Here is a 22,471-nt window from a genome sequence, read left to right on the forward strand (position 1 = left end):
CGTGCGCACCTGGGTGTAGACTTGCTCGCTTTTTGCGCAAATAGAGAGTCGCAGGAATGAAGCCGTTCGCATCCCGTTATCTGCTTGTTGCCGCGTTTTCCCTGTTCCTGGCCGCTTGTTCAAGTGCGCCGGTCGAGCAGCCCGGTGCACCTGCCCAAGCCGATGCCTGGCAGCAGCTGCAGCAAAGTATCAACAGCAATGAACTGGCCACAGCCGAAGATCAGCTTGCCTCGCTGCAGGCTCAATCGCCCGACGATGGCCGCCTGGAACAGTACCAGCGGCAGTTGGCTGAGGCTTACCTCAAACGCAGCCAGATCGTCCTTCAGAAGGGTGACGTCAACGCTGCCGCAACCGCGCTGGCACGTGCCCGCGCACTGATGCCGCAGGCACCTGCCGTGACTGGCGGTGACGCGGTCTCACAGGCACGCAAGGCTGAGCTGGAAAAAGCCGAGGCCGCCCTGAAGGCTGCCGAGGCCAAGCCCAAGGCGCGGGTGATCGACCCGACCGCGCCTAGCACGGTCATTGCACTGAAGACCACGGACATCCGGGCCATGCGCCGGCAGCTCGATGAAATTGCCACTGATGTGGTGAATTATCAGTGCGACGTGGTGTTCCAGGTACCTCGCACCGAAGATGCGCCTTGGTTGAAGACCTTGCTGGAAAAGCGGGTTCGCAAGATCGACAGCGGCTTCGCACTTGAGCAAAAACACGAGATTCAGCGCAAGTTGCCCGCTCAGGTGGTATTGGTACCGCATCAGCGTTGACACTTCTGGGGGCCCATCGCCGGCAGCCGGCGATGGGTACCAACGCAGCGTCTTACGCAGGGATCGCCTCTGCAGCCGCCTCCCGCTCCCAGACCCGATGCCCTTCCACGGCTTTGACGAAGGCATCCACTGCCTTCTGATCATCCCCAAGCAACAAGCCTTTGTCCTCCTTCAGGCCCAAGCTGCCCAGCAACGCTTTGGCCTCTTTGGCCAACACGATCGCCTTCAAATGCTTATAACCCTCGAGCAGGAAGTGCTTGGCCACACCACTGCCGCTCAAGGCATCGATTGAAGCCTTGCCTCCCGGCACCACTATCCCGTCGAACATGATCGACGGCATACCCTCGATCGAAGCATCCACCGGCAATTGCTTGCCATCGGCGCTCTTCACCGGCGCCGAGGATGGCCCCAGCAGCATGGGCCGCGCGCTTTGTGCTTCGAGCGCCTTGACCAGCCTGTCGACGCTCGCGGCGTCCACGCCATCGGCGACCACAACGGCAATCTTGCGTCCCTTGATGCCCACATCTCCAGGGTGGTTCATCTGGCTCAAAGCCTTGGACTGCGCAAGCTTGCTACCTTTGACCTGAACCGTGCCCTGCTTGGGCGCCGGCAAGCCGAGGTTGGCCGCCACAGCCGCTGCCAGCTTCAGGTCGATATTGGCCAGGATCTCATTGACCTCACGCGCGCGGATTGCTTCGCGCTCCACCTTGCCCAATTCAAAGCTGTAGGCCTTGATGATGTGCTGCTGCTCGGTCGGGCTCATGCTCTGGAAGAACAGCCGCGCCTGCGAGAAATGATCGCCGAACGACTCGCTGCGCTGGCGGATCTTGTGTGCCTCGATGCGCTCCTGATAGCTCTCGAAGCCACCATCCTGCGCCGCCGGCGGCGTTTCCCGCGGCCAGCCGCCATCGATCGAATTGGGCTCGTAGGAAGCACGGCCCTTGTCGATGGTCATGCGGTGCATGGCGTCGCGCTGGCTGCTGTGGTTCGGCGCTACCGGCCGGTTGATCGGGATCTCGTGGAAGTTCGGGCCGCCAAGGCGGCTGATCTGTGTGTCGGTATAGGAGAACAGCCGGCCCTGTAGCAGCGGGTCGTTGCTGAAGTCGATGCCCGGCACGATATGGCCAGGGCAGAAAGCGACCTGCTCGGTCTCGGCGAAGAAGTTGTCCGGGTTGCGGTTGAGCACCATCTTGCCGAGCGGCGTCACCGGTACCAGCTCCTCGGGGATCAGTTTGGTCGGGTCGAGCAGGTCGAAATCAAACTTGTGCTCATCGGCCTCTGGGACGATCTGCACGCCCAGTTCCCACTCGGGGTAATCACCCGTCTCGATCGCATCCCACAGATCGCGGCGATGGTAGTCGGTGTCCTTGCCTGCCAGCTTCTGGGCTTCGTCCCACAGTACCGAATGCACACCCTGGCGTGGCTTCCAGTGGAACTTGACGAAGCTGGCCACCCCTTGGGCATTGATCAGGCGGAAAGTATGCACGCCAAAGCCTTCCATCATCCGCAGGCTCCGCGGGATGGCGCGGTCGGACATGGCCCAGATGACCATGTGCGCCGACTCAGGCACCAGCGAGACAAAATCCCAGAACGTGTCGTGGGCTGAACCGCCCGTGGGCATTTCATTGTGCGGCTCAGGTTTGACCGCATGCACGAAGTCGGGAAACTTGATGGCATCCTGAATGAAAAATACCGGCATGTTGTTGCCAACGAGGTCAAAATTGCCCTCATCGGTGTAGAACTTCACAGCAAAGCCACGCACGTCGCGCACCGTGTCACCCGACCCGCGCGGGCCTTGTACGGTGGAGAAGCGCACGAAGACCGGGGTTATCTTTTCGGGGTCCTGGAGGAAACCGGCCTTGGTCAGTTCGCTATGGTTGCCGTAGCTCTGGAAGTAGCCGTGGGCACCGGTACCTCGGGCGTGGACGATACGCTCGGGAATGCGCTCGTGGTCGAAGTGGGTGATCTTCTCACGCATGATGAAGTCTTCGAGCAGCGATGGCCCACGAGCACCAGCCTTCAGGCTGTTCTGGTTGTCGGCTACCTTCACACCCTGGTTGGTACGCAAGGCCTGGCCAGTGGCATCGCTGCGAAACGCCTCCAGGCTCTGCAGCTTGGCGTTGGTGTTGGCGCGGTCGGGGGTCTGCGTGCCGGCGGCCTCACTGTGCTTGGGCGCGTCCGTTTTCTTGCTGGTCATGGTCGGCTCTCCTCATCAGTCTTCAGGCTTGCCCTCTGCGGGCTCGTTCCAGTAGTGACTAGAGGGCTTTGGCGAGCGTTCAATCGGGATTACCAGTTGTCGCGTTATGCCTGATGGATTGGTCCATTACGAAATAAATGCTAAGAACAACTATTGGAAAAGGCTAAAATGCGCCACCCCAGCCAACCGCTGACCCAAATTCCATGCGCCCCACAAGGTTCGCTACGTGATCGAGTTCCAACATGTACACAAGACCTACCGCGTCGCCGGTAGGGAAATCCCCGCTCTGAACCCAACCAGCCTGACCATCGAAGACGGCCAGGTGTTCGGCCTGATCGGCCATTCCGGCGCAGGCAAAAGCACCATGCTGCGCCTGATCAACCGGCTGGAAGAGCCCTCTGGCGGGAAGATCATCGTCGACGGCGAAGACGTTACCGCCTTCAACGCCAACCAGCTGCGCGGCTTCCGCCAGCAAGTCGGGATGATCTTCCAGCACTTCAACCTGCTGGCCTCCAAGACCGTCGCCGACAATGTCGCCCTGCCGCTGACGCTGGCGGGTGGGCTGTCGCGGGCCGAAATCGACAAACGCGTCACCGGGCTGCTGGCCCGCGTGGGCCTGTCGGACCACGCCAAAAAGTACCCGGCGCAGCTCTCCGGCGGCCAGAAGCAGCGCGTCGGCATCGCCCGCGCCCTGTCGACCAACCCGAAGATCCTGCTGTGCGACGAAGCCACCAGCGCCCTGGACCCGCAAACCACCGCATCGGTGCTGCAGTTGCTGGCCGAGATCAACCGTGAGCTGAAGCTGACCATCGTGCTGATCACCCACGAGATGGACGTGATCCGCCGTGTCTGCGACCGCGTCGCGGTGATGGACGCCGGCCATATCGTCGAGCAAGGCTCGGTGGCCGACGTGTTCCTGCACCCGCAGCACCCCACCACCAAGCGCTTTGTCCAGGAAGACGAGCAGGTCGATGAAGGCGAGCAGCGCGACGATTTTGCCCACGTGCCAGGCCGCATCGTGCGCCTGACCTTCCAGGGCGACGCCACCTACGCGCCGCTACTGGGCACCGTGGCCCGCGAAACCGGTGTCGACTACAGCATCCTCGCCGGGCGTATCGACCGCATCAAGGATGTGCCCTATGGGCAGCTGACCCTGGCCGTCACCGGCGGCGACATGGAAGCGGCGTTCGACCGCTTCACGGCAGCTGACGTACATATGGAGGTACTGCGTTGATGGACGCCCTGAATTTCTTCGCCAACGTCGACTGGGCCGAAATCTGGCTGGCCACCATCGACACCATGATCATGCTGTTCGGCTCGCTGTTCTTCACCGTGCTGCTGGGCCTGCCACTGGGCGTGCTGCTGTTCCTCTGCGGGCCGAAGCAGATGTTCGAACAGCGGGGCGTGTATGCGCTGCTGTCGCTGGTGGTCAACATCCTGCGCTCGTTGCCGTTCATCATCCTGCTGATCGTGATGATCCCGATCACTGTGCTGATCACCGGTACCTCGCTGGGCGTTGCCGGCGCCATCCCGCCGCTGGTGGTGGGTGCCACGCCGTTCTTCGCCCGCCTGGTGGAAACTGCCCTGCGTGAGGTGGACCGCGGCATCATCGAGGCCACCCAGTCGATGGGCGCCACCACCCGCCAGATCATCACCAGTGCGCTGTTGCCGGAGGCCCGCCCGGGCATCTTCGCGGCCATTACCGTCACCGCCATCACCTTGGTCTCGTACACCGCCATGGCCGGCGTTGTCGGCGCTGGCGGCCTGGGCGACCTGGCCATCCGCTTCGGCTACCAGCGTTTCCAGACCGATGTAATGGTGGTCACCGTGGTACTGCTGCTGGTTCTGGTTCAAGTACTGCAGAGCGTGGGCGACAAACTGGTCGTGCATTTTTCCCGTAAGTAACCCCAATGGGGTCGGCCCGGCCGACCCGTTCGGGGGCCGTCGCGGCCCTCACAAGGAGTGATTCATGAAGAAGCTGCTTGCTGTCGCTGCCGCTGTCGCGGCGTTCTCGGCCCACGCCGGTGACCTGACTGTCGCCGCCACCCCGGTGCCGCACGCCGAAATTCTCAACTTCGTCAAACCGCAGCTGGAAAAAGAGGGTGTAAACCTGAAGGTGAAAGAGTTCACCGACTATATCCAGCCGAACGTACAAGTCGCAGAGAAGCGCCTTGATGCCAACTTCTTCCAGCACCAGCCGTACCTGGATGAGTTCAACAAGGCCAAGGGCACCAACCTGGTCAGCGTTGCCGGCGTGCACATCGAGCCGCTGGGCGTCTACTCGGCCAAGATCAAGAAGCTCGACGAACTGCCTTCCGGTGCCACCGTGGTCATCCCCAACGACGCCACCAACGGCGGCCGTGCCTTGCTGCTGCTGGACAAGGCCGGCGTGATCAAGCTCAAGGACAACAGCAATATCCTGTCGACCGTGAAGGACGTTGTCGCGAACCCGAAGAACGTGAAGTTCCGTGAGCTCGAAGCGGCCACCATCCCGCGTGTACTGACCCAGGTCGATGCTGCCCTGATCAACACCAACTACGCGCTGGAAGCCAAACTGAACCCGGAAAAAGACGCGCTGGCCATTGAAGGCAGCGACTCACCGTACGTGAACATCCTAGTTGCCCGCCCGGACAACAAGGACTCGCAAGACATGAAGAAACTGGCGGCTGCGCTGCATTCGCCTGAGGTGAAGCAGTTCATCACCGAGAAGTACAAAGGCGCTGTAGTGCCGGCGTTCTGATCAGAAATCCCCGGGCCGCTTTGCGGCCCCAGGATTTCATCGGCATGCAAAAACCGTCGGCCTGCTTTGCAGGCCTTTGGCGACACCAGGCCCCCCTACCTCCAAGCCTTGCGCAAGCGCATCAACGCCTCAGCAATCTCTCCCTCTGGCACCGCCGCAAACCCAAGCACCAACCCCGCGCGTTTATCCACAGGCACCTCGCTGTCCTCAAGCCAGTAACTGCTGAGCGGATTCACTTCCACTCCCACCGCCTCGGCCTTGGCCACCAGTTCCTGCTCGCGTGTAAAGTTATCCACATCGACTTTCACATGCAGCCCCGCTGCCACATCCGGCATCCCCGCAAGCCCTGGCACGCCCACAGGCCACCCTGCCTTCAGCACATTGCGCCGGCTCAACGCCGCACGGCGCATGCGGCGTATATGCCGCTGAAAGTGCCCCTGGGCCATGAACTCGGCCATCACGCACTGGGTTCCCACCTCGGAATGCCGCACTGCCAGCGCCCTGCCCTGGCTGAAAGCCTGCACCAACCGCGCCGGCAATACCAAATAGCCAAGGCGCAGCGCTGGGAAAGCGATCTTGCCAAAGGTACCGACGTACAGCACCCGCCCTTGCCGGTCCAAAGCCGCCAACGGCGCCAGCGGTGCTCCGTTGTAACGGTACTCGCCGTCATAGTCATCTTCGATGATCCAGCCATCCTGGCGCTCGGCCCAGGCCAGCAACGCCAAGCGCCGGGCCAGGCTCATGGTCACCCCCGTCGGGTACTGGTGCGCCGGGGTGACGTAAACCAAGCGACAGTCGCCAGCGAGGGCAAGCCTGGCGCAGTCGAGGCCCTCTTCATCTACCGGCACACCCCTCACCCGCCCGCCCGCTACTGCAAACGCATGCCCGGCTGCACGATACCCGGGGTTTTCCACAGCCACCTCATCCCCGGGCTGCAACAACAACTGTGCACAAAGACTTATTGCCTCCTGCGCACCACTGGTGATCACAATTTGTCCAGCCGTGCACGACATCCCCCTCGACCGACGTAGATACGCAGCGATCAATTCACGCAGTAACGGCTCGCCCGCCGGGTCGCCATAGCCAAGCTGCGCTGGATCGGGATTTCGCCAGAAGCCCGCATGCAGCTTGGCCCAGACCTCAAAGGGGAACAGATCGAAGGCCGGAACACCTACCCGAAACGCCCGCGGCGGGCCAACTTTTGGGAATGGCAGATGGTTACTTTTCAGACGCTCCAAACGCTCACTGGAACGCCCACATCTGGATAAATCATCAGTGCTTTCTGAGCATTTTGTGGATAACCCTGTTGATAAGCCATGGGATAACCCTGTGGACAGTTGTGTGGATAGTTTCGGCAGATGGCAAACATAGGTGCCATCTCCAACCCGGCTTTCTATGTAGCCTTCGGCATACAGTTGGTCATAGGCACGCACCACGCTGTTGCGCGAGAGCGCGAGCATGCCCGCCAGGTCTCGTGTCGACGGCAGGCGCGTGCCGCTGCTCAAGCGCCCATCCAGCACGCGAGCGCGCAGCGCTTGATAGAGCTGCTGACTCAACCCTCGGCGTTGATCGAGGACGATCCCGGCGGGATCGAATGGCAATACCAAAGGGCGCTCGCTCATCGCATTGGACCTATCAAAATCATCACCAATGGCTCTTAACCTGAACCAATAGCCTGCCTACGATGAAGCCAATCGACAAGGATCCGCCCATGTACAACAGCAAACCGCACCAGGAACACAACCTTGAGCGCCTGCATCAACAGATGCGGGAAACCCGCCTGGCCCTGCTTGTCACCCACGGCGAGCAAGGTCTGCTGGCCAGTCACATACCCGTGTTGATCGATACCAGCGAAGGTGACTTGGGCACCGTTTACGGGCATCTGGCCCGTGCCAACCATCAGTGGCTGGCCTTGGAGCAAGGTGTAGAAGCCTTGTTGGTTTTCGCCGGCCCTGACGCTTATGTCAGCCCCGGCTACTACCCGAGCAAGCTCGACAACCCCAAGGTTGTGCCCACCTGGAACTACTTGGCGGTGCATGCCTACGGCGTCGCTGAAGTGGTGCAGGGCGGCCCCGACCTGCTGGATATCGTCAGCCGCCTGACCGACCTGCACGAGCAAGGACGCAGCGCCCCATGGAAGGTCGCCGATGCACCCAGCGATTACATCGAAGGCATGCTCCGCGCCATCGTCGGCTTCCGTCTGCCCATCGCACGCCTGCAGGGGGCACGCAAACTCAGCCAGAACCGCTCGGCGCAGGACATCGAAGGCGTACGCCAAGGCTTGGCCAGCAGTACCGATCAGCTAAACAATCAACTGGCGGCGCAGATGCGCACGCCCTGAAGGAACAGCCCCATGCCCAACGTCATCCTGCGCCCCGTCAGCGCCAACGACCACGCCGCGTGGCTGCCCCTGTGGCAGGCCTACCTGCGCTTTTATCAAACCGAACTGGCCGATGAAGTCAGCGCCGTGACATGGCAACGCATCCTCGACTCGCAGGAGCCAACCCACTCGGCGCTGGCCTGGATCGATGGCAAGGCGGTAGGCATGGTCAACTGGATCTATCATCGAACCAACTGGAGCATTGCCAACGCCTGCTACCTGCAGGACCTGTACGTTGACGGTAAGCAGCGCGGCCTGGGCGTTGGCCGGCAACTGATCGAACTGGTCAACGCCAGTGCCAAAGCGGCCGGCTGTTGCAAGGTGCACTGGCTGACACATGAAACCAACGCTACCGCCATCGGCTTGTACGAGCAGGTCGCCGAGCGACCCGGCTTCATCCAATTTCGCCAAACGCTGTGAGACGGGAGCAACGCATGAGTCAACCCAATAACTGGCAACCTGCAGCCCTGCCCCAGGCCGAGCCCCTTGAAGGGCGTTTCATCCGCCTGGAGAAGCTCGATCCGGCGGGTCATGCGGACGATCTCTGGGAGGTGCTGCAAGGTCCGCACTGCGACCCAGCACTGTGGGACTACCTGCCCTATGGCCCGTTTGCCGAGCGCGGTACGTTCGATCAATGGCTTGCAGACAATGCCGCCAGCCGCGATCCGCTGTTTTACAGCGTCATCGACCGCAGCAGCGGCCAGGTACAAGGCATTCTGAGCCTGATGTCGATGGTGCCTGCCCACGGTCGCATCGAGATCGGCCATATTGCCTTCGGCGCAGCCATGCAACGCACCCCCAAGGGCACCGAAGCGGTATACCTGCTGGGCAAGCTCGGTTTTGAACTGGGTAATCGCCGACTGGAATGGAAGTGCAACAACGCCAATGCCCGCTCCAAGCGCGCAGCGGAGCGCTTTGGCTTCATCTACGAGGGTGTGTTCCGCAATCACATGGTGATCAAGGGCCAGAACCGCGACACGGCCTGGTACTCGATTACCGATCACGAGTGGCCTGCAGTGGCGGCCGCTTTCGAGCGCTGGCTGAGTGCCGACAACCAGCGCCACGAGGGTCAGTCGAAAACGCTGGAAGCCTGCCGGGAGCAGGGCTGAGGCTCAGCTCAGGTTACGCTTGAGCTCAGCGATGTGCTCTGGCCCGATGCCACAGCATCCGCCGAGCAAGCTGGCGCCGCGCTGGCGCCAATCCTGGGCCCAGCTCAGGTAACCCGGCGGGTCGAGGTCTTCGCGCAGCTCATCCAGGCCATCGTTAGCGGTGGCGTCCTTGGGTTGCGGCGGGAAGGCGTTAGCGTAGGCTCCGATGGCGATATCCACACCCAGGCGCTCAAACACTTCGCGCGCAGCGTCGATGGCAGCACCGATCACTTCCGGCTGGCTGCAGTTGAACAGCATGGCTTTGACGCCCAGCGTTGCTACTGCTTCGGCAGCTGCGGTCACACTTTCACCAGAACGCAGCTGCGGTACGTCGCCGACCTCTTCATCCTGCAAGGTGAACGATACCCACAACGGCTTGCCATCTGCTGGCAACTGGCCGGCAATTGCCTGCACTTCTGCGATCGCACTCTGGGTTTCGGCCAGCCAAAGATCGACATACGGTGCCAGCCCCACCACCAGTGGGAGCAATACCTCGGACACGCGCTGTGGCTCGAACAGGTCAGGGCGGTAGGAGCCGAACAGCGGAGGCAATGAGCCAGCGACTCGCACTGGCCGTGGGCTGGCATCCGCCGCAGTACGTGCCAGCTGACCAGCGGTGGCGGCCAAGGCGAAGCCTTCATCAGCGAAGCGGTCTTCACCAATATGGAACGGCACCACTGCATAACTGTTGCTGGTGATCACCCCAGCACCGGCTTCGATATAGGCCGCATGCACCGCCACTACGGCTTCCGGCGCTTCGCTCAGTGCAAGTGCCGACCACTCCGGCTGGCGGAACGGCGCGCCTCGGCGCTGCAGCTCCCGACCCATACCGCCATCAAGAATTTCCAACGTCCGATCGCCCATATAACTTCCGCTTATATTGATATGAATAATATTCACTGGTGGCTTTAAACTTATAACTATTAAATATCGAAATCTGATTTTTTAACAACTTTTTCCAGGTGTCTTCATGCGTTTGCCTTCCTTGATTTGCGCAGGCCTTCTGGCCCTGAGCGCCACCTCTGCAGCCTTTGCCGGTGCCACACTGGACCGCGTCGAGTCGCGCAAGGAAGTCGTCAACGTACTGATGGAGAGCTACCCGCCGTTCTCCTTCCTCAATGAACAGAACCAGCTCGATGGTTTTGACGTCGATGTGGCCAAGGCGGTCGCGGCCAAGCTCGGCGTAAAGCTGCGACTGGAAACACCCTCCTGGGATGTCATTGCTGCGGGCCGCTGGAGTGGTCGCTACGACCTGTGCATCTGTTCGATGACGCCAAGCAAGGCCCGCGCCGAGGTGTTCGACTTCCCGGTGGAGTACTACGCCTCGCCTGCGGTGATCGTGGTCAACGCCAAGGATGAGCGGATTCACACGGCCAAGGACCTCGACGGCCTCAAGGTCGGCCTGACCAGCGCCTCCAGCTATGAGAGCTACCTGAACAAGAACCTGGTTATCGAAGGCGCGGAAGACAAGAAGATCGAGTACCCCTTCGACTTCGTCCAGATTGCCCCCTATGACACCGACAACGTCGCCTTCCAGGACCTCGGCCTGGGTGCAGGCGTGCGCCTGGATGCGATCCTGACCAACTTGGTGACCGCGCAGCCACGCCTGGCCCAGGACAAGCGCTTCAAACTGGCAGGCGCGCCGCTTTACGAAGAGCCCAACTCAGTCGCCATCGAGAAAGGCGATCCAGAGTGGGACGCCAAGCTGCGGCAAGTGTTCGCCGAGCTGAAGGCCGATGGCACGCTGGCCAAGCTGTCGCAGAAGTGGATCGGCGCCGACATCAGTAAATGAGCGCCCATCAACCTGCACCCAAGCCCGTCGCCTCCGCGACGGGTTCACGCCTGTTCGGCTTTCGCACCCGTCTGTACCTGACGTGGCTGGTACTGCTGTTGCTGTTCGTGGGTTTCTTTCTCAGCTTTGATCTGAAATTCTCGATTATCGTCGAGAAGTTCCCCAACCTGGCAGGCTTCAAGCTGGGCCCCAATGGCTTCCTGCAGGGCGCTGCGCTGACCCTGTTCCTGTGCTTGTGCTCTATGGTGGTGTCGGTGCTGTTGGGCTTTGCCGCCGCCCTGGCACGGTTGTCGAAGAGTGCCCTGCTATTCGGCGTGGCCAGCTTCTACACCTCGTTCTTCCGCGGCACGCCGCTGCTGATCCAGATCCTGTTGATCTACCTCGGCTTGCCCCAAGTAGGCCTGGTGCCAGGTGCAATCGCAGCGGGCATCATCGCCCTGTCGCTAAACTATGGCGCTTACCTGAGCGAAATCTTCCGAGCCGGCATCATTGGCGTTGCCTTGGGCCAGCGCCAGGCAGCGCTCGCCCTGGGCATGCGCCCGGTGGCGATCTTCTGGCACATCACCCTGCCCCAGGCAATGCGCACCATCATCCCGCCGAGCGCCAACCAGTTCATCTCGATGCTCAAGGACTCGTCGCTGATTTCGGTGATGGGTGTCTGGGAAGTGATGTTCCTGGCCCAGTCGTATGGGCGCTCAAGCTATCGCTACCTGGAGATGCTGACGACAGCTGCAGTGATCTACTGGGTGCTGTCGATCCTGCTCGAACTGGCCCAGGCCAGGCTGGAGCGGCATTTTGGCAAGGGCTATCAGCGCTAGGTCCAGCGCAACCGAGGGGTATTTGAGCTAGCGCCGCCCGCATCGCAAGGGGCCTGACAACCACCCAAAAAAAGGGGAGCATCCGCTCCCCAGAGGTTAACCGCTTGTAGATGAGGGCTTATGTCAGCCCTCGATCTCGATCAGGATCTCACCCGGCGTCACGCGATCGCCCTTGGCCACGTGGATGGCAACGACCTTGCCGGCGATGGCCGCCTGCACTTCGGTTTCCATCTTCATCGCTTCGGTGATCAGCACTGCCTGGCCGGCCTTGACTGTGTCGCCTTCCTTGACCAGCACATCGACGATGTTGCCCGGCATGGTAGTGCTGACGTGGCCTGGCGCGCTGGCCTGCTTGCGCTTGCTGCTGCCGCCGCCGACAAACTCGTTGAGGGGCTCGAACACCACTTCTTCCGGCATGCCGTCGATCGACAGGTAGAAGTGGCGCTTGCCTTCGGCCTTGACGCCCACGCCGGTGATGTCGACGCGGTAGGTTTCACCGTGCACGTCGATGACGAACTCGGTCGGCACACCTTCACCCCCCGGGGCGGCGACCGCACCGGCTTCCGGGATCGGCAGCAGCGCTTCGGGGGTCAGGGTGCCGGCTTCACGCTCTTCGAGGAACTTACGGCCAATGTCCGGGAACATGGCGAAGGTCAGCACATCTTCCTCGCTGTGCGCCAAGGCGCCGATGTCGGCACGCAGTTTGGCCATTTCCGGCTTGAGAAGATCGGCCGGGCGCACATCGATCACGTCTTCGCTGCCGATCGCCTGGCGGCGCAGTTGCTCGTTGACCACGCCCGGCGCCTTGCCGTAACCGCCTTGCAGGTACAGCTTCACTTCGTTGGTGATGGTCTTGTAGCGTTCGCCGGCCAGTACGTTGAAGAACGCCTGGGTACCGACGATCTGCGAGGTCGGGGTCACCAGAGGTGGGAAGCCAAGGTCTTCTCGCACCCGCGGGATCTCGGCCAGCACTTCGTTCATGCGGTTGAGTGCGCCCTGCTCCTTGAGCTGGTTGGCAAGGTTGGAAATCATCCCGCCTGGCACCTGGTTGACCTGCACGCGGGTGTCCACCGCAGTGAACTCGCTTTCGAACTGGTGGTACTTCTTGCGCACGGCATAGAAGTACAGGCCGATTTCCTGCAGCAGTTCCAGGTCCAGACCGGTGTCGAACTCGCTGCCCTTGAGCGCGGCGACCATCGATTCGGTACCCGGGTGGCTGGTCCCCCAGGCAAAGCTGGAGATGGCGGTGTCGATATGGTCAGCACCGTTTTCCACAGCCTTGAGCTGGCACATGGCGGCCAGGCCGGCAGTATCGTGGGAATGGATGAACACAGGCAGCGACTGCTCGGCCTTCAGCGCCTTGACCAGCTCGCCGGTGGCATACGGGGTCAAAAGGCCAGCCATGTCCTTGATCGCCACCGAGTCGCAACCCATGGCTTCCATCTGTTTGGCCTGGTTCACGAAGGCTTCGATGGTATGCACCGGGCTGGTGGTGTAAGCGATGGTGCCTTGGGCGTGCTTACCGGCAGCCTTCACCGCCTCGATGGCCACGCGCAGGTTACGCACGTCGTTCATTGCGTCGAAGATGCGGAACACGTCGATACCGTTGACCGCCGCCTTGGCGACGAACGCCTTGACCACATCATCGCTGTAGTGGCGGTAGCCCAGCAGGTTCTGCCCGCGCAGAAGCATCTGCAGGCGGGTATTGGGCAGCGCATTGCGCAGTTTGCGCAGGCGCTCCCACGGGTCTTCCTTGAGGAAGCGCACGCAGGCATCGAAAGTGGCGCCGCCCCACACTTCCAGCGACCAGTAGCCGACCTTGTCGAGCTTGTCGCAGATCGGCAGCATGTCTTCGGTCCGCATACGGGTAGCCAGCAGGGACTGGTGGGCGTCACGCAGGATTGTGTCGGTAACAAAGATCTTCTTGGACATTCTTATCTCCTCATGGCGACAAGCTTGAAGCTACGAGCCGCAAGAAAAAGCCGATTCGCTTCAACTTGCAGCGGGTCGCTCACAGCTTGCAGCTGCATTCATAGGCCTGCGTGGGCGGCGATGGCGGCGGCGATGGCCAGGGCCAGCTCTTCGGGTTTGCGCTTGATCGAGTAGTTGGTCAGTTCAGGGTGGCTTTCGACGAAGCTGGTGTTGAACTGGCCGCTACGGAATTCCGGATTGCGCAGGATTTCCTGGTAGTACGCGGCGGTGGTCTTCACCCCTTGCACGCGCATGTCGTCCAGGGCCCGCAGGCCACGGTCCATGGCTTCTTCCCAGGTCAACGCCCACACCACCAGTTTCAGGCACATGGAGTCATAGAACGGTGGGATGGTGTAACCGGTGTAGATCGCTGTATCGGTGCGCACACCCGGGCCGCCAGGGGCGTAGTAACGGGTGATCTTGCCGAAACTGGGCAGGAAGTTGTTCTTCGGGTCTTCGGCGTTGATGCGGAACTGCAACGCGTAGCCGCGGTGCTGAATGTCTTCCTGCTTGACCGACAGCGGCAGGCCCGAGGCGATGCGGATCTGCTCGCGGACCACGTCGATACCGGTAATTTCTTCGGTGATGGTGTGCTCGACCTGCACGCGGGTGTTCATTTCCATGAAGTACACCTCGCCATCGGCGAGCAGGAACTCCACAGTACCGGCGTTCTCGTAGTTCACAGCCTTGGCTGCCCGGACCGCCAGGTCACCGATGTAGGCACGCTGTTCGGGGGTGAGCTGGGGGCTTGGGGCAATTTCGATGAGCTTCTGGTTGCGGCGCTGGATCGAGCAGTCACGCTCGAACAGGTGCACCACATTGCCGAAGCTGTCGCCCAGAATCTGCGCCTCGATGTGCTTGGGGTTGACGATGCACTTTTCCAGGAACACTTCCGCTGAACCGAAGGCCTTGGTAGCTTCGGAGATGACGCGGGGGAAGTTCTGCTCCAGCTCTTCACGGCTGTTGCACCGGCGAATGCCCCGGCCGCCACCGCCGGAGGTGGCCTTGAGCATCACTGGGTAACCGATACGCTCGCCTTCGCTCAGGGCTTCGTGGATGTCGGCAACGTTGCCTTCGGTGCCTGGGGTAACGGGCACGCCGGCCTGAATCATGGTGCGGCGCGCTTCGGTCTTGTCGCCCATGCGGCGAATGACGTCGGCGGCCGGGCCGATGAACTTGATACCACGCTCGGCGCAGATCTCTGCCAGCTCCGCGTTTTCCGACAGGAAACCGTAGCCCGGGTGCAGGGCATCACAGCCGGTTTCCACAGCAAGATTCACCAGCTTGCGCGGGTTCAGGTAACCAGCCAGCGGCTCGGCACCAATGCTGTAGGCCTCGTCAGCGCGCTTGACGTGCAAGGCGTGACGGTCGGCGTCGGAGTAGATCGCGACAGAGCGAATACCCATCTCGGCGCAGGCACGCACGATGCGGACTGCGATTTCACCCCGGTTGGCGATCAGGATTCTTTTTATCACTGGAGTCTTCCCAAAGCCGTAGGAACAGTCGAGCCGGTTCTACCGGTCGGCGCGTGACCAAGCGTCGCTGGCCAGTCGCACATTCACCCTAGCGCTGTAGGTCGATAAACAAAAATCAATATTTGTTAGAGGCTGTATTAGCAAAAGCTTATAGTTAGGTAACAAGGTTTTACCGGAGCCTAGAATAAAAATGCGTAAGTCCTTGATGCGTATGACTTTGCGTCAGTTGCAGGTCTTCAATGAGGTGTGCGATTTGCGCTCATACAGCCGCGCCGCCGAGGAGATGGCGCTGACGCAACCCGCCGTTAGTCTACAAATTCGTCAGCTGGAAGAGCTGGTAGGGCAGCCGCTGTTCGAATACGTCGGCAAGAAACTTTACCTGACCGAAGCCGCCGAGGCGCTGCAGCGCGCCAGCCGGGACATCTTCGGGCGCCTGGAAAGCCTCGACATGCAGCTTTCCGACATGCAGGGCTCACTGCAAGGGCAACTGAAACTGGCGATCGAATCCAGCGCCAAATACTTCGTCCCACACCTGTTCGCCGCCTTCAAGCAACGTCACCCGGAGGTCAACCTGACCCTTACCGTGGTCAACCGCGCCCAGGCGATTCGGCGCCTTTCCGACAACCGCGACGACCTGATCATCATGTCCATGGTGCCGCAGGACATGGGCCTGGAGTTCCTGCCGTTTCTCAACAACCCGATCATCGCCGTGGCGCCGCCGGACCATGCGTTGTGCAAACTGGAGCAGTTGCGCCTGCAGGACCTCGAGCCTCATACACTGCTGGTCCGTGAACAGGGCTCAGGGACGCGCAAAGCCTGCGAGGAGTACTTCAAGGACAAGCGTGTGCACTTCACCCAGACGCTGGAGGTAGCGTCGGCCGATGCCCAGCGCGAATGCGTCATCGCCGGCCTTGGTGTCGCCCTGCTGACCCGCCATGCAGTGAACATGGAGCTGGCCATGGGCGTGCTCAAGGAATTGCCAGTGGAGGAACTACCGCTGTACCGCAGCTGGTGTGTGGTGCAGGCCAAGGCCAAGCGGCAGTCACCGGTAGCCTTGGCCTTTCTGGCTTTCATTCGCAGCGAACGTGCGCTGATCAGCGCGCTTGTTGAGCGCTTTTCGGGGAAGCTGGCGCTGAAGTCTGCCACACCGTGAGGGCTTGCAGCTCCGGGTAGTCTGCAAGGTCGCGCAGCAGTTGACGTTGGTCGCAGTAGCTTTCGATCGCACGGCGGTACTCCATGCGGCGCTGATCTTTTTCCTGCTGTTTGCGAGCCTTGGCGCTAGGTAGGTAAGAGCCATCGAAATCACGAGCCATGCCTGTCTCCCTGATCGAGTGCGGGGAGTTTCAGACTGGCTCGAGCGCTTTACCGTTTTGCTGAGGATTGGTGACAAATCGATGAAATTTGCAGATTCTTCCGCAATTGCCGATCAGTCATCCATCGCCTTGATCGACTTGGGCGACAACCGCAGGCTGCGCAAGCTGCGCTTCACACTCTTGAGGTGATTGACCAGGCTCGGCCCACGGGCCATGGCCACGCCCATGGCCAGTACATCGATCACTACCAGGTGGGCGATACGCGAGGTCAGCGGGGTGTAGATTTCAGTGTCTTCGTGCACATCGATCGCCAGGTTGACGGTCGAAAGCTCGGCCAGTGGGGTCTGGCTGGGGCACAGGGTGATCAGGTTGGCGCCGCTCTCACGCACCAGGTTGGCGGTGATCAAAAGGTCCTTGGAGCGCCCGGACTGGGAAATGCATACCGCCACGTCACCCGGCTTGAGGGTGACCGCCGACATGGCCTGCATGTGCGGGTCGGAGTACGCGGCGGCACTGAGCAACAGGCGGAAAAACTTGTGCTGCGCGTCTGCAGCAACCGCGCCGGATGCACCAAAGCCATAGAACTCCACACGTTGCGCCTGCGCCATGGCACTCACCGCCTGTTGCAACGCGTGCGGGTCAAGGTGCTCGCGCACTTCCATCAGGGTGTGCAAGGTAGTGTCGAAAATCTTCAGGCTGTAATCGGCAACCGAGTCGTCCTCATGGATGGCGAACTGCCCGAAGCTGGCGCCGGCAGCCAGGCTCTGCGCAAGCTTGAGCTTGAGGTCCTGAAAACCTGAACAGCCGATCGCCCGGCAGAACCGCACGATGGTCGGCTCGCTGATACCCACGCTGTGTGCAAGGTCCGCCATCGAGCTGTGCATGACGGCAGCCGGGTCCAGCAGCACGTGGTCGGCCACTTTCAGTTCCGATTTGCGCAGCAGGTGGCGCGATTGGGCGATATGTTGCAACAGATTCACGGGCTGGACTCGGTTATGATCGGCTGGCCGGGATGTAGCTTTCTTGTAGTTATACTACATGGACGCCAACCCGCCCAGTTAAACGAACGTGGAGAGTGGTGGTTTGACTATTCCTTGCGACATTCTGGTGTTCGGCGGCACTGGCGATCTGGCCCTGCACAAACTGCTGCCGGCGCTCTATCACCTGTATCGCGAGGCACGCCTGAACATTGCCGTGCGCATCATTGCCCTGGCCCGGCGCAACCTGTCGCGCAATGAGTACCTGAAGCTCGCCGAACGCCATTGCCGAGTGCAGATCGCCCGGAGTGATTTCGACGAAGAAGTGTGGCAACGCTTTTGCGCACGCCTGGACTACTTTCCCATGGACGCCGCGCAAAGTGCCGACTTCGGGCGCCTGGCGCGCTACCTCGGCGAGCCTGGCGGGCTGACCCGCATCTATTACCTGGCCACCGCGCCCAATCTGTTCGTGCCGATTGCCAACCACCTACGGGTGGCGGGCCTGGCCGACCATGAGGCGCGTATCGTGCTGGAAAAGCCGATTGGCCATTCGCTGGAGTCGGCCACCGCCATCAACGAAGCGATCGGCGCGGTGTTCGAGGAATCTCAGGTGTTTCGCATCGACCACTACCTGGGCAAGGAGACCGTGCAGAACCTCATGGCTCTGCGTTTCGCCAATGCGCTGCTTGAACCGGTGTGGCGCAACGGGCAGGTCGATCATGTGCAGATCAGCGTCTGTGAAACCCTCGGTGTAGAAAACCGGGGCGGCTACTACGATCGGTCCGGGGCCACCCGCGACATGCTGCAGAACCACCTGCTGCAGCTGCTGTGCCTGGTAGCCATGGAGCCGCCTGCGCAGTTCGAGGCCGAGGCGGTACGCGACGAGAAGGTCAAGATTCTGCGCGCCCTCAAGCCAATCACCGGCCAGGACGTTCAGGACAAGACCGTGCGCGGTCAGTACGGTGCCGGGCACATCGGCGGCCAGGAAGTGCCCGCCTACTACTTCGAGAAGGACGTGGACAATGACAGCGACACCGAAACCTTCGTCGCCGTCCACGCCCACATCGACAATTGGCGCTGGGCTGGCGTGCCTTTCTATCTGCGCACCGGCAAACGCATGGCACGACGCTCGTCGCAGATCGTCATCCAGTTCAAGCCCGTCCCCCACGAGCTGTTCAACGGTGGCCAGGTCAACCAGCTGTTGATCCGGCTACAGCCCGACGAGCGCATCAGCTTGCGCATGATGACCAAAAGCCCCGGCAAAGGCATGCGCCTGGAGCCGGTGGACCTTGACCTCAACCTGGCGCAGGTGTTCGGCCAGACGCGTCGCTGGGAAGCCTATGAACGCCTGCTGCTGGACGTGCTGGAAGGTGATTCGACGCTGTTCATGCGGCGTGACGAGGTGGAAGCCGCCTGGGCTTGGGTCGACCCGATCATCAAGGGTTGGGAGGAGCATTTTCAGGCCCCCCGCCATTATGCGGCCGGCAGCAATGGCCCCGACCAGGCCAACAGCCTGTTGGCCAGGCACGGCAGGCACTGGCATGGCTGAAGAGGTACGCCACGCAACGATGGGCGGCGGCGCGGCAGGGTGAATATTTATACAGTAGGCGTTTGCCCCGTAACCGGCCTGCCCCTAGAATGGGCGGATGCACACAGATGACCTCTCCCTCCTGCTGAACTCCCTCAACGATGCCCAACGCCAGGCCGTCGCGGCCACGCTCGGGCGTCAGCTGGTGCTTGCTGGCGCCGGTTCCGGTAAAACCCGCGTGCTGGTGCACCGCATCGCCTGGCTGATCCAGGTCGAACAGGCCTCGCCGCACTCGATCCTGTCGGTGACCTTCACCAACAAGGCCGCCGCCGAGATGCGCCAGCGCATCGAGCAATTGCTGGGCATCAACCCGGCCGGCATGTGGGTGGGCACCTTCCACGGCCTGGCGCATCGGTTGTTGCGCGCTCACTGGCAGGAAGCCCGTCTGGTGCAGAACTTCCAGATCCTCGACAGTGATGATCAGCAGCGCCTGGTCAAGCGGGTGATCCGTGAGCTTGGCCTCGATGAGCAGCGCTGGCCCGCGCGCCAGGCCCAGTGGTTCATCAATGGGCAGAAGGACGAAGGCCTGCGCCCACAGCATATCCAGCCCGGTGGCGACCTGTTCCTGGGGACCATGCGCAGCATCTACGTGGCCTACGAGCAGGCCTGCGAACGCGCCGGGGTGATCGACTTCTCCGAGCTCCTGCTGCGGGCCCTGGACCTGTGGCGCGACCACCCGGGCCTGCTCGAACACTACCAGCGGCGCTTCCGTCACCTGCTGGTGGACGAGTTCCAGGACACCAACGCCGTGCAGTACGCCTGGCTGCGCCTGCTGGCTGGCAAGGGCGGCGGCAGCCTGATGGCCGTGGGCGACGACGACCAGTCGATTTACGGCTGGCGCGGCGCCAAGATTGAAAACATTCACCAGTACACGGCTGACTTCCCTGATGCCGAGATGATCCGCCTGGAGCAGAACTACCGCTCCACCGGCGGCATCCTCAAAGCCGCCAACGCGCTGATCGCAAACAACAGCGGGCGCCTGGGCAAAGAGCTGTGGACCGACCTGGGCGAAGGCGAGCCTCTGACCCTTTATGCGGCTTACAACGAGCATGACGAAGCGCGCTACGTGGTCGAGACCATCGAGAGCCTGATCAAGCAAGGCAATTCGCGCAGCGACATCGCCATTCTTTATCGCTCCAATGCCCAGTCGCGCGTGCTGGAAGAAGCGCTGCTGCGCGAGCGCATCCCCTACCGCATCTATGGTGGGCAGCGCTTCTTCGAGCGCGCCGAGATCAAGAACGCCATGGCTTACCTGCGCTTGATGGAAGGCCGTGGCAACGACGCCGCGCTCGAACGGGTAATCAATGTGCCGCCGCGTGGCATCGGTGAAAAAACCGTCGAGGCCATCCGCGAACATGCGCGCCACGGTCAGTTGTCGATGTGGGGCGCCATGTGCCAGTTGCTGGCAGCCAAAGCACTCAAAGGCCGGGCCGCCAGTGCATTGGGCGCTTTCATCGAGCTGATCGAGAGCCTGGCTGGCAAAGTCGCGGACATGCCCCTGCATACCATGACGCAGACGGTCATCGAGCAGTCCGGCCTGATCATCTATCACCAGGAAGAAAAGGGTGAAAAGGGCCAGGCACGGGTAGAAAACCTTGAGGAACTGGTCAGCGCCGCTCGCAACTTCGAAACCACTGACGATGACGCCGACCTTTCGCCGCTGTCGGCCTTCCTCGGCCATGCTTCGCTTGAAGCCGGCGAGGCCCAGGCTGACGAGCACGAAGACAGCATTCAGCTGATGACGTTGCACAGCGCCAAGGGCCTGGAATTCCCCTACGTCTTCTTGGTGGGCATGGAAGAAGGCCTGTTCCCGCACAAGATGAGCCTGGAAGAGCCAGGCCGCCTGGAAGAAGAGCGCCGCCTGGCGTACGTGGGCATTACCCGCGCCATGCGCCAGCTATTCATGACCTATGCCGAAACGCGTCGCCTGTATGGCAGTGAGACCTACAACAAGGTGTCACGATTCGTACGTGAAATTCCGCCTGGCCTGGTTCAGGAAGTGCGTCTTTCGAACAGCGTCAGCCGCCCGTTCGGCGGCGCCAAGAGCACCAGCGCGAGCAGCCTGTTCGCCAATGCCAACATTCCGCAGACCGCTTTCAATCTGGGCCAGCGGGTACAACATTCGGTATTCGGTGAAGGCGTGATCCTCAACTTCGAGGGTTCCGGCGCACAGGCGCGTGTGCAGGTGAACTTTGCCGAAGGCAGCAAGTGGCTGATGCTTGGCTATGCCAAGCTCGAAGCTATCTGAAGCCTGTGGGGCGCGCTGAAATATTTAGGCAAAAGCTGGAAACATTATGTCGCTGGTCATGTGCACAGGAACCTGTGCAACATGACGCGCGTGCAATCCACAACAGGGGAAATCCCATTTATGCAACGTTTTCTTAGCATCGCACTGGCGCTTTGCGTCGGCCTGACGCTGAGCCTGGACGCCAACGCCAAGCGCTTCGGCGGCGGCAAGAGCTCGGGCTCCGCGCCTATCCACCAGACCCGCCAGGCTACGCCAACCACGCCCGCCGCTGCACCGACCGCTCCTGGCCGTGCACCGGCCGCCGCCAGCGGTGCTTCGCGCTGGCTGGGCCCACTGGCCGGCCTCGCCGCCGGTGGCCTGCTGGCGTCCATGTTCATGGGTGACGGCTTCGAGGGCCTACAGATCATGGACTTCCTGATCGTCGCCCTGATCGCGTTCCTGGTGTTCCGCTTCATCGCCGCACGGCGCCGCCAGCAGCAGCCGCAGATGGCCGCTCCGGGCCACGCACCGTTCCAGCGTGAAGCCCACGGCCAGCCTGCCCAGCCGTCGATCTTCGGTGGTTCGGCTGCACCTGCAGCGCCAGCCGCGCCGGTCATCAACGCCCCGGCCTGGTTCAACGAGCAGAGCTTCCTGGCCGCAGCCCGTAGCCACTTCCAGTCGCTGCAGCAGCACTGGGATGCCAACGAGATGGACAAGATCGCCGAGTTCGTCACCCCGCAGATGCTCGAGTTCCTCAAGCGTGAGCGTGCTGATCTGGGTGATGGTTTCCAGGCTACCTACATCGATAACCTCGATGTGCAACTGGACGGTGTCGACGATCGTGCCGACCGCACCGACGCCACCCTGACCTTCCGTGGCGTGTCGAAGACCTCGCGCTTCGACCAGGGCGAACCTTTCAGCGAAAGCTGGCACATGGTTCGTGCCCCGGGCGAGAACCAGCCTTGGCTGGTCGCCGGTATCCGCCAAAACGGTTAACCGTCGCACGTTGCACAAAAAACCCCGGGCTAGCCCCGGGGTTTTTGCTTTTGCCAGACCGCCCTACTAGGGTATAACGCGCAGC

Annotated in this window: 20 protein-coding genes; 13 read left to right on the forward strand and 7 right to left on the reverse strand. The window is 61.6% G+C overall.

Annotation, left to right across the window (positions count from 1 at the left end; all coding sequences use genetic code 11):
* Positions 1-56: 56 nt before the first annotated feature.
* Complete coding sequence (locus JOE27_RS16240) at positions 57-764, forward strand: PA5502 family lipoprotein (RefSeq protein ID WP_115273177.1); 708 nt, start codon at positions 57-59, stop codon at positions 762-764.
* 52 nt (positions 765-816) lie between these two features.
* Here JOE27_RS16240 and katE read toward each other — a convergent pair whose 3' ends face one another.
* Complete coding sequence (gene katE, locus JOE27_RS16245; protein WP_115273178.1) at positions 817-2,961, reverse strand: catalase HPII; 2,145 nt, start codon at positions 2,959-2,961, stop codon at positions 817-819.
* Positions 2,962-3,187: 226 nt separating this feature from the next.
* Here katE and JOE27_RS16250 point away from each other — a divergent pair, with 226 nt between their 5' ends.
* The 3 genes from JOE27_RS16250 (at position 3,188) to JOE27_RS16260 (ending at position 5,701) form a co-directional block, all read left to right on the forward strand.
* Positions 3,188-4,195: a methionine ABC transporter ATP-binding protein gene (locus JOE27_RS16250; protein ID WP_046786747.1), complete on the forward strand. Its 1,008-nt coding sequence runs from the start codon at positions 3,188-3,190 to the stop codon at positions 4,193-4,195.
* Entirely contained in the window at positions 4,195-4,866 is a 672-nt protein-coding gene (locus JOE27_RS16255) for a methionine ABC transporter permease (RefSeq protein ID WP_039603885.1), read from the forward strand. The genes JOE27_RS16250 and JOE27_RS16255 overlap by 1 nt, the downstream gene beginning before the upstream one ends.
* A 64-nt stretch (positions 4,867-4,930) precedes the next feature.
* Positions 4,931-5,701 carry a MetQ/NlpA family ABC transporter substrate-binding protein gene (locus tag JOE27_RS16260; RefSeq protein ID WP_012316868.1) on the forward strand — a complete coding sequence of 257 codons (771 nt, stop codon included), beginning with the start codon at positions 4,931-4,933 and terminating at the stop codon, positions 5,699-5,701.
* Positions 5,702-5,796: 95 nt separating this feature from the next.
* Here the strand turns inward: JOE27_RS16260 and JOE27_RS16265 are convergent, their stop codons facing one another.
* Positions 5,797-7,323, reverse strand: coding sequence for a PLP-dependent aminotransferase family protein (locus JOE27_RS16265; protein WP_204919213.1), 1,527 nt, complete (start codon positions 7,321-7,323; stop codon positions 5,797-5,799).
* 89 nt (positions 7,324-7,412) lie between these two features.
* On the opposite strand from JOE27_RS16265, the gene JOE27_RS16270 reads away from it, so the two are divergent.
* From JOE27_RS16270 to JOE27_RS16280, 3 genes are read left to right on the forward strand one after another with little or no spacing between them, the layout of a single operon-like run.
* Positions 7,413-8,042 (forward strand): FMN-binding negative transcriptional regulator, encoded by a 630-nt coding sequence (locus JOE27_RS16270; RefSeq protein WP_115273180.1) that lies wholly within the window; start codon positions 7,413-7,415, stop codon positions 8,040-8,042.
* Between the two features lie 12 nt (positions 8,043-8,054).
* Positions 8,055-8,501, forward strand: a complete 447-nt coding sequence (locus JOE27_RS16275; RefSeq protein WP_046786750.1) for a GNAT family N-acetyltransferase — start codon at positions 8,055-8,057, stop codon at positions 8,499-8,501.
* 14 nt (positions 8,502-8,515) lie between these two features.
* The gene (locus tag JOE27_RS16280) at positions 8,516-9,190 is read left to right on the forward strand and encodes a GNAT family protein (protein ID WP_115273181.1); all 675 of its coding nucleotides are present in this window, start codon (positions 8,516-8,518) and stop codon (positions 9,188-9,190) included.
* Positions 9,191-9,193: 3 nt separating this feature from the next.
* On the opposite strand, the gene JOE27_RS16285 is transcribed toward JOE27_RS16280, so the two are convergent.
* Complete coding sequence (locus JOE27_RS16285; RefSeq protein WP_046786752.1) at positions 9,194-10,093, reverse strand: homocysteine S-methyltransferase family protein; 900 nt, start codon at positions 10,091-10,093, stop codon at positions 9,194-9,196.
* Between the two features lie 106 nt (positions 10,094-10,199).
* Here JOE27_RS16285 and JOE27_RS16290 point away from each other — a divergent pair, with 106 nt between their 5' ends.
* Both JOE27_RS16290 and JOE27_RS16295 read left to right on the forward strand, forming a co-directional pair.
* Positions 10,200-11,021, forward strand: a complete 822-nt coding sequence (locus tag JOE27_RS16290) for an ABC transporter substrate-binding protein (protein ID WP_039604255.1) — start codon at positions 10,200-10,202, stop codon at positions 11,019-11,021.
* Positions 11,018-11,839, forward strand: a complete 822-nt coding sequence (locus JOE27_RS16295) for an amino acid ABC transporter permease (RefSeq protein ID WP_046786753.1) — start codon at positions 11,018-11,020, stop codon at positions 11,837-11,839. Before JOE27_RS16290 ends, JOE27_RS16295 begins: the two co-directional genes overlap by 4 nt.
* Before the next feature lie 123 nt (positions 11,840-11,962).
* Here JOE27_RS16295 and oadA read toward each other — a convergent pair whose 3' ends face one another.
* Together oadA and JOE27_RS16305 are read right to left on the reverse strand one after the other, a co-directional pair.
* Positions 11,963-13,771, reverse strand: a complete 1,809-nt coding sequence (gene oadA / locus JOE27_RS16300) for a sodium-extruding oxaloacetate decarboxylase subunit alpha (RefSeq protein ID WP_046786754.1) — start codon at positions 13,769-13,771, stop codon at positions 11,963-11,965.
* Positions 13,772-13,869: 98 nt separating this feature from the next.
* Positions 13,870-15,285 carry an acetyl-CoA carboxylase biotin carboxylase subunit gene (locus JOE27_RS16305; protein WP_204919216.1) on the reverse strand — a complete coding sequence of 472 codons (1,416 nt, stop codon included), beginning with the start codon at positions 15,283-15,285 and terminating at the stop codon, positions 13,870-13,872.
* 205 nt (positions 15,286-15,490) lie between these two features.
* On the opposite strand from JOE27_RS16305, the gene JOE27_RS16310 reads away from it, so the two are divergent.
* Positions 15,491-16,438, forward strand: a complete 948-nt coding sequence (locus tag JOE27_RS16310) for a LysR family transcriptional regulator (protein ID WP_204920641.1) — start codon at positions 15,491-15,493, stop codon at positions 16,436-16,438.
* Here JOE27_RS16310 and JOE27_RS24890 read toward each other — a convergent pair.
* Both JOE27_RS24890 and hexR read right to left on the reverse strand, forming a co-directional pair.
* On the reverse strand, positions 16,380-16,598 hold the full coding sequence (locus JOE27_RS24890; RefSeq protein WP_080765901.1) for a hypothetical protein: 219 nt from the start codon (positions 16,596-16,598) through the stop codon (positions 16,380-16,382). The two genes, JOE27_RS16310 and JOE27_RS24890, sit on opposite strands and share 59 nt — an antisense overlap.
* A gap of 113 nt (positions 16,599-16,711) precedes the next feature.
* Positions 16,712-17,578, reverse strand: coding sequence for a transcriptional regulator HexR (gene hexR / locus JOE27_RS16315; RefSeq protein ID WP_012316879.1), 867 nt, complete (start codon positions 17,576-17,578; stop codon positions 16,712-16,714).
* Between the two features lie 103 nt (positions 17,579-17,681).
* Here hexR and zwf point away from each other — a divergent pair, with 103 nt between their 5' ends.
* The 3 genes from zwf (at position 17,682) to JOE27_RS16330 (ending at position 22,386) form a co-directional block, all read left to right on the forward strand.
* Positions 17,682-19,124, forward strand: coding sequence for a glucose-6-phosphate dehydrogenase (zwf, locus tag JOE27_RS16320; protein WP_046786757.1), 1,443 nt, complete (start codon positions 17,682-17,684; stop codon positions 19,122-19,124).
* A 97-nt stretch (positions 19,125-19,221) separates the two neighbouring features.
* A complete protein-coding gene (uvrD, locus tag JOE27_RS16325) occupies positions 19,222-21,411 on the forward strand; it encodes a DNA helicase II (protein WP_115273184.1) in 2,190 nt (729 codons plus the stop codon).
* A 120-nt stretch (positions 21,412-21,531) separates the two neighbouring features.
* Complete coding sequence (locus tag JOE27_RS16330) at positions 21,532-22,386, forward strand: TIM44-like domain-containing protein (RefSeq protein WP_012316883.1); 855 nt, start codon at positions 21,532-21,534, stop codon at positions 22,384-22,386.
* Positions 22,387-22,471 lie beyond the last annotated feature (85 nt).

This window comes from Pseudomonas sp. M5 (assembly GCF_016907075.1).
Classification (GTDB): Bacteria; Pseudomonadota; Gammaproteobacteria; order Pseudomonadales; family Pseudomonadaceae; genus Aquipseudomonas; species Aquipseudomonas putida_E.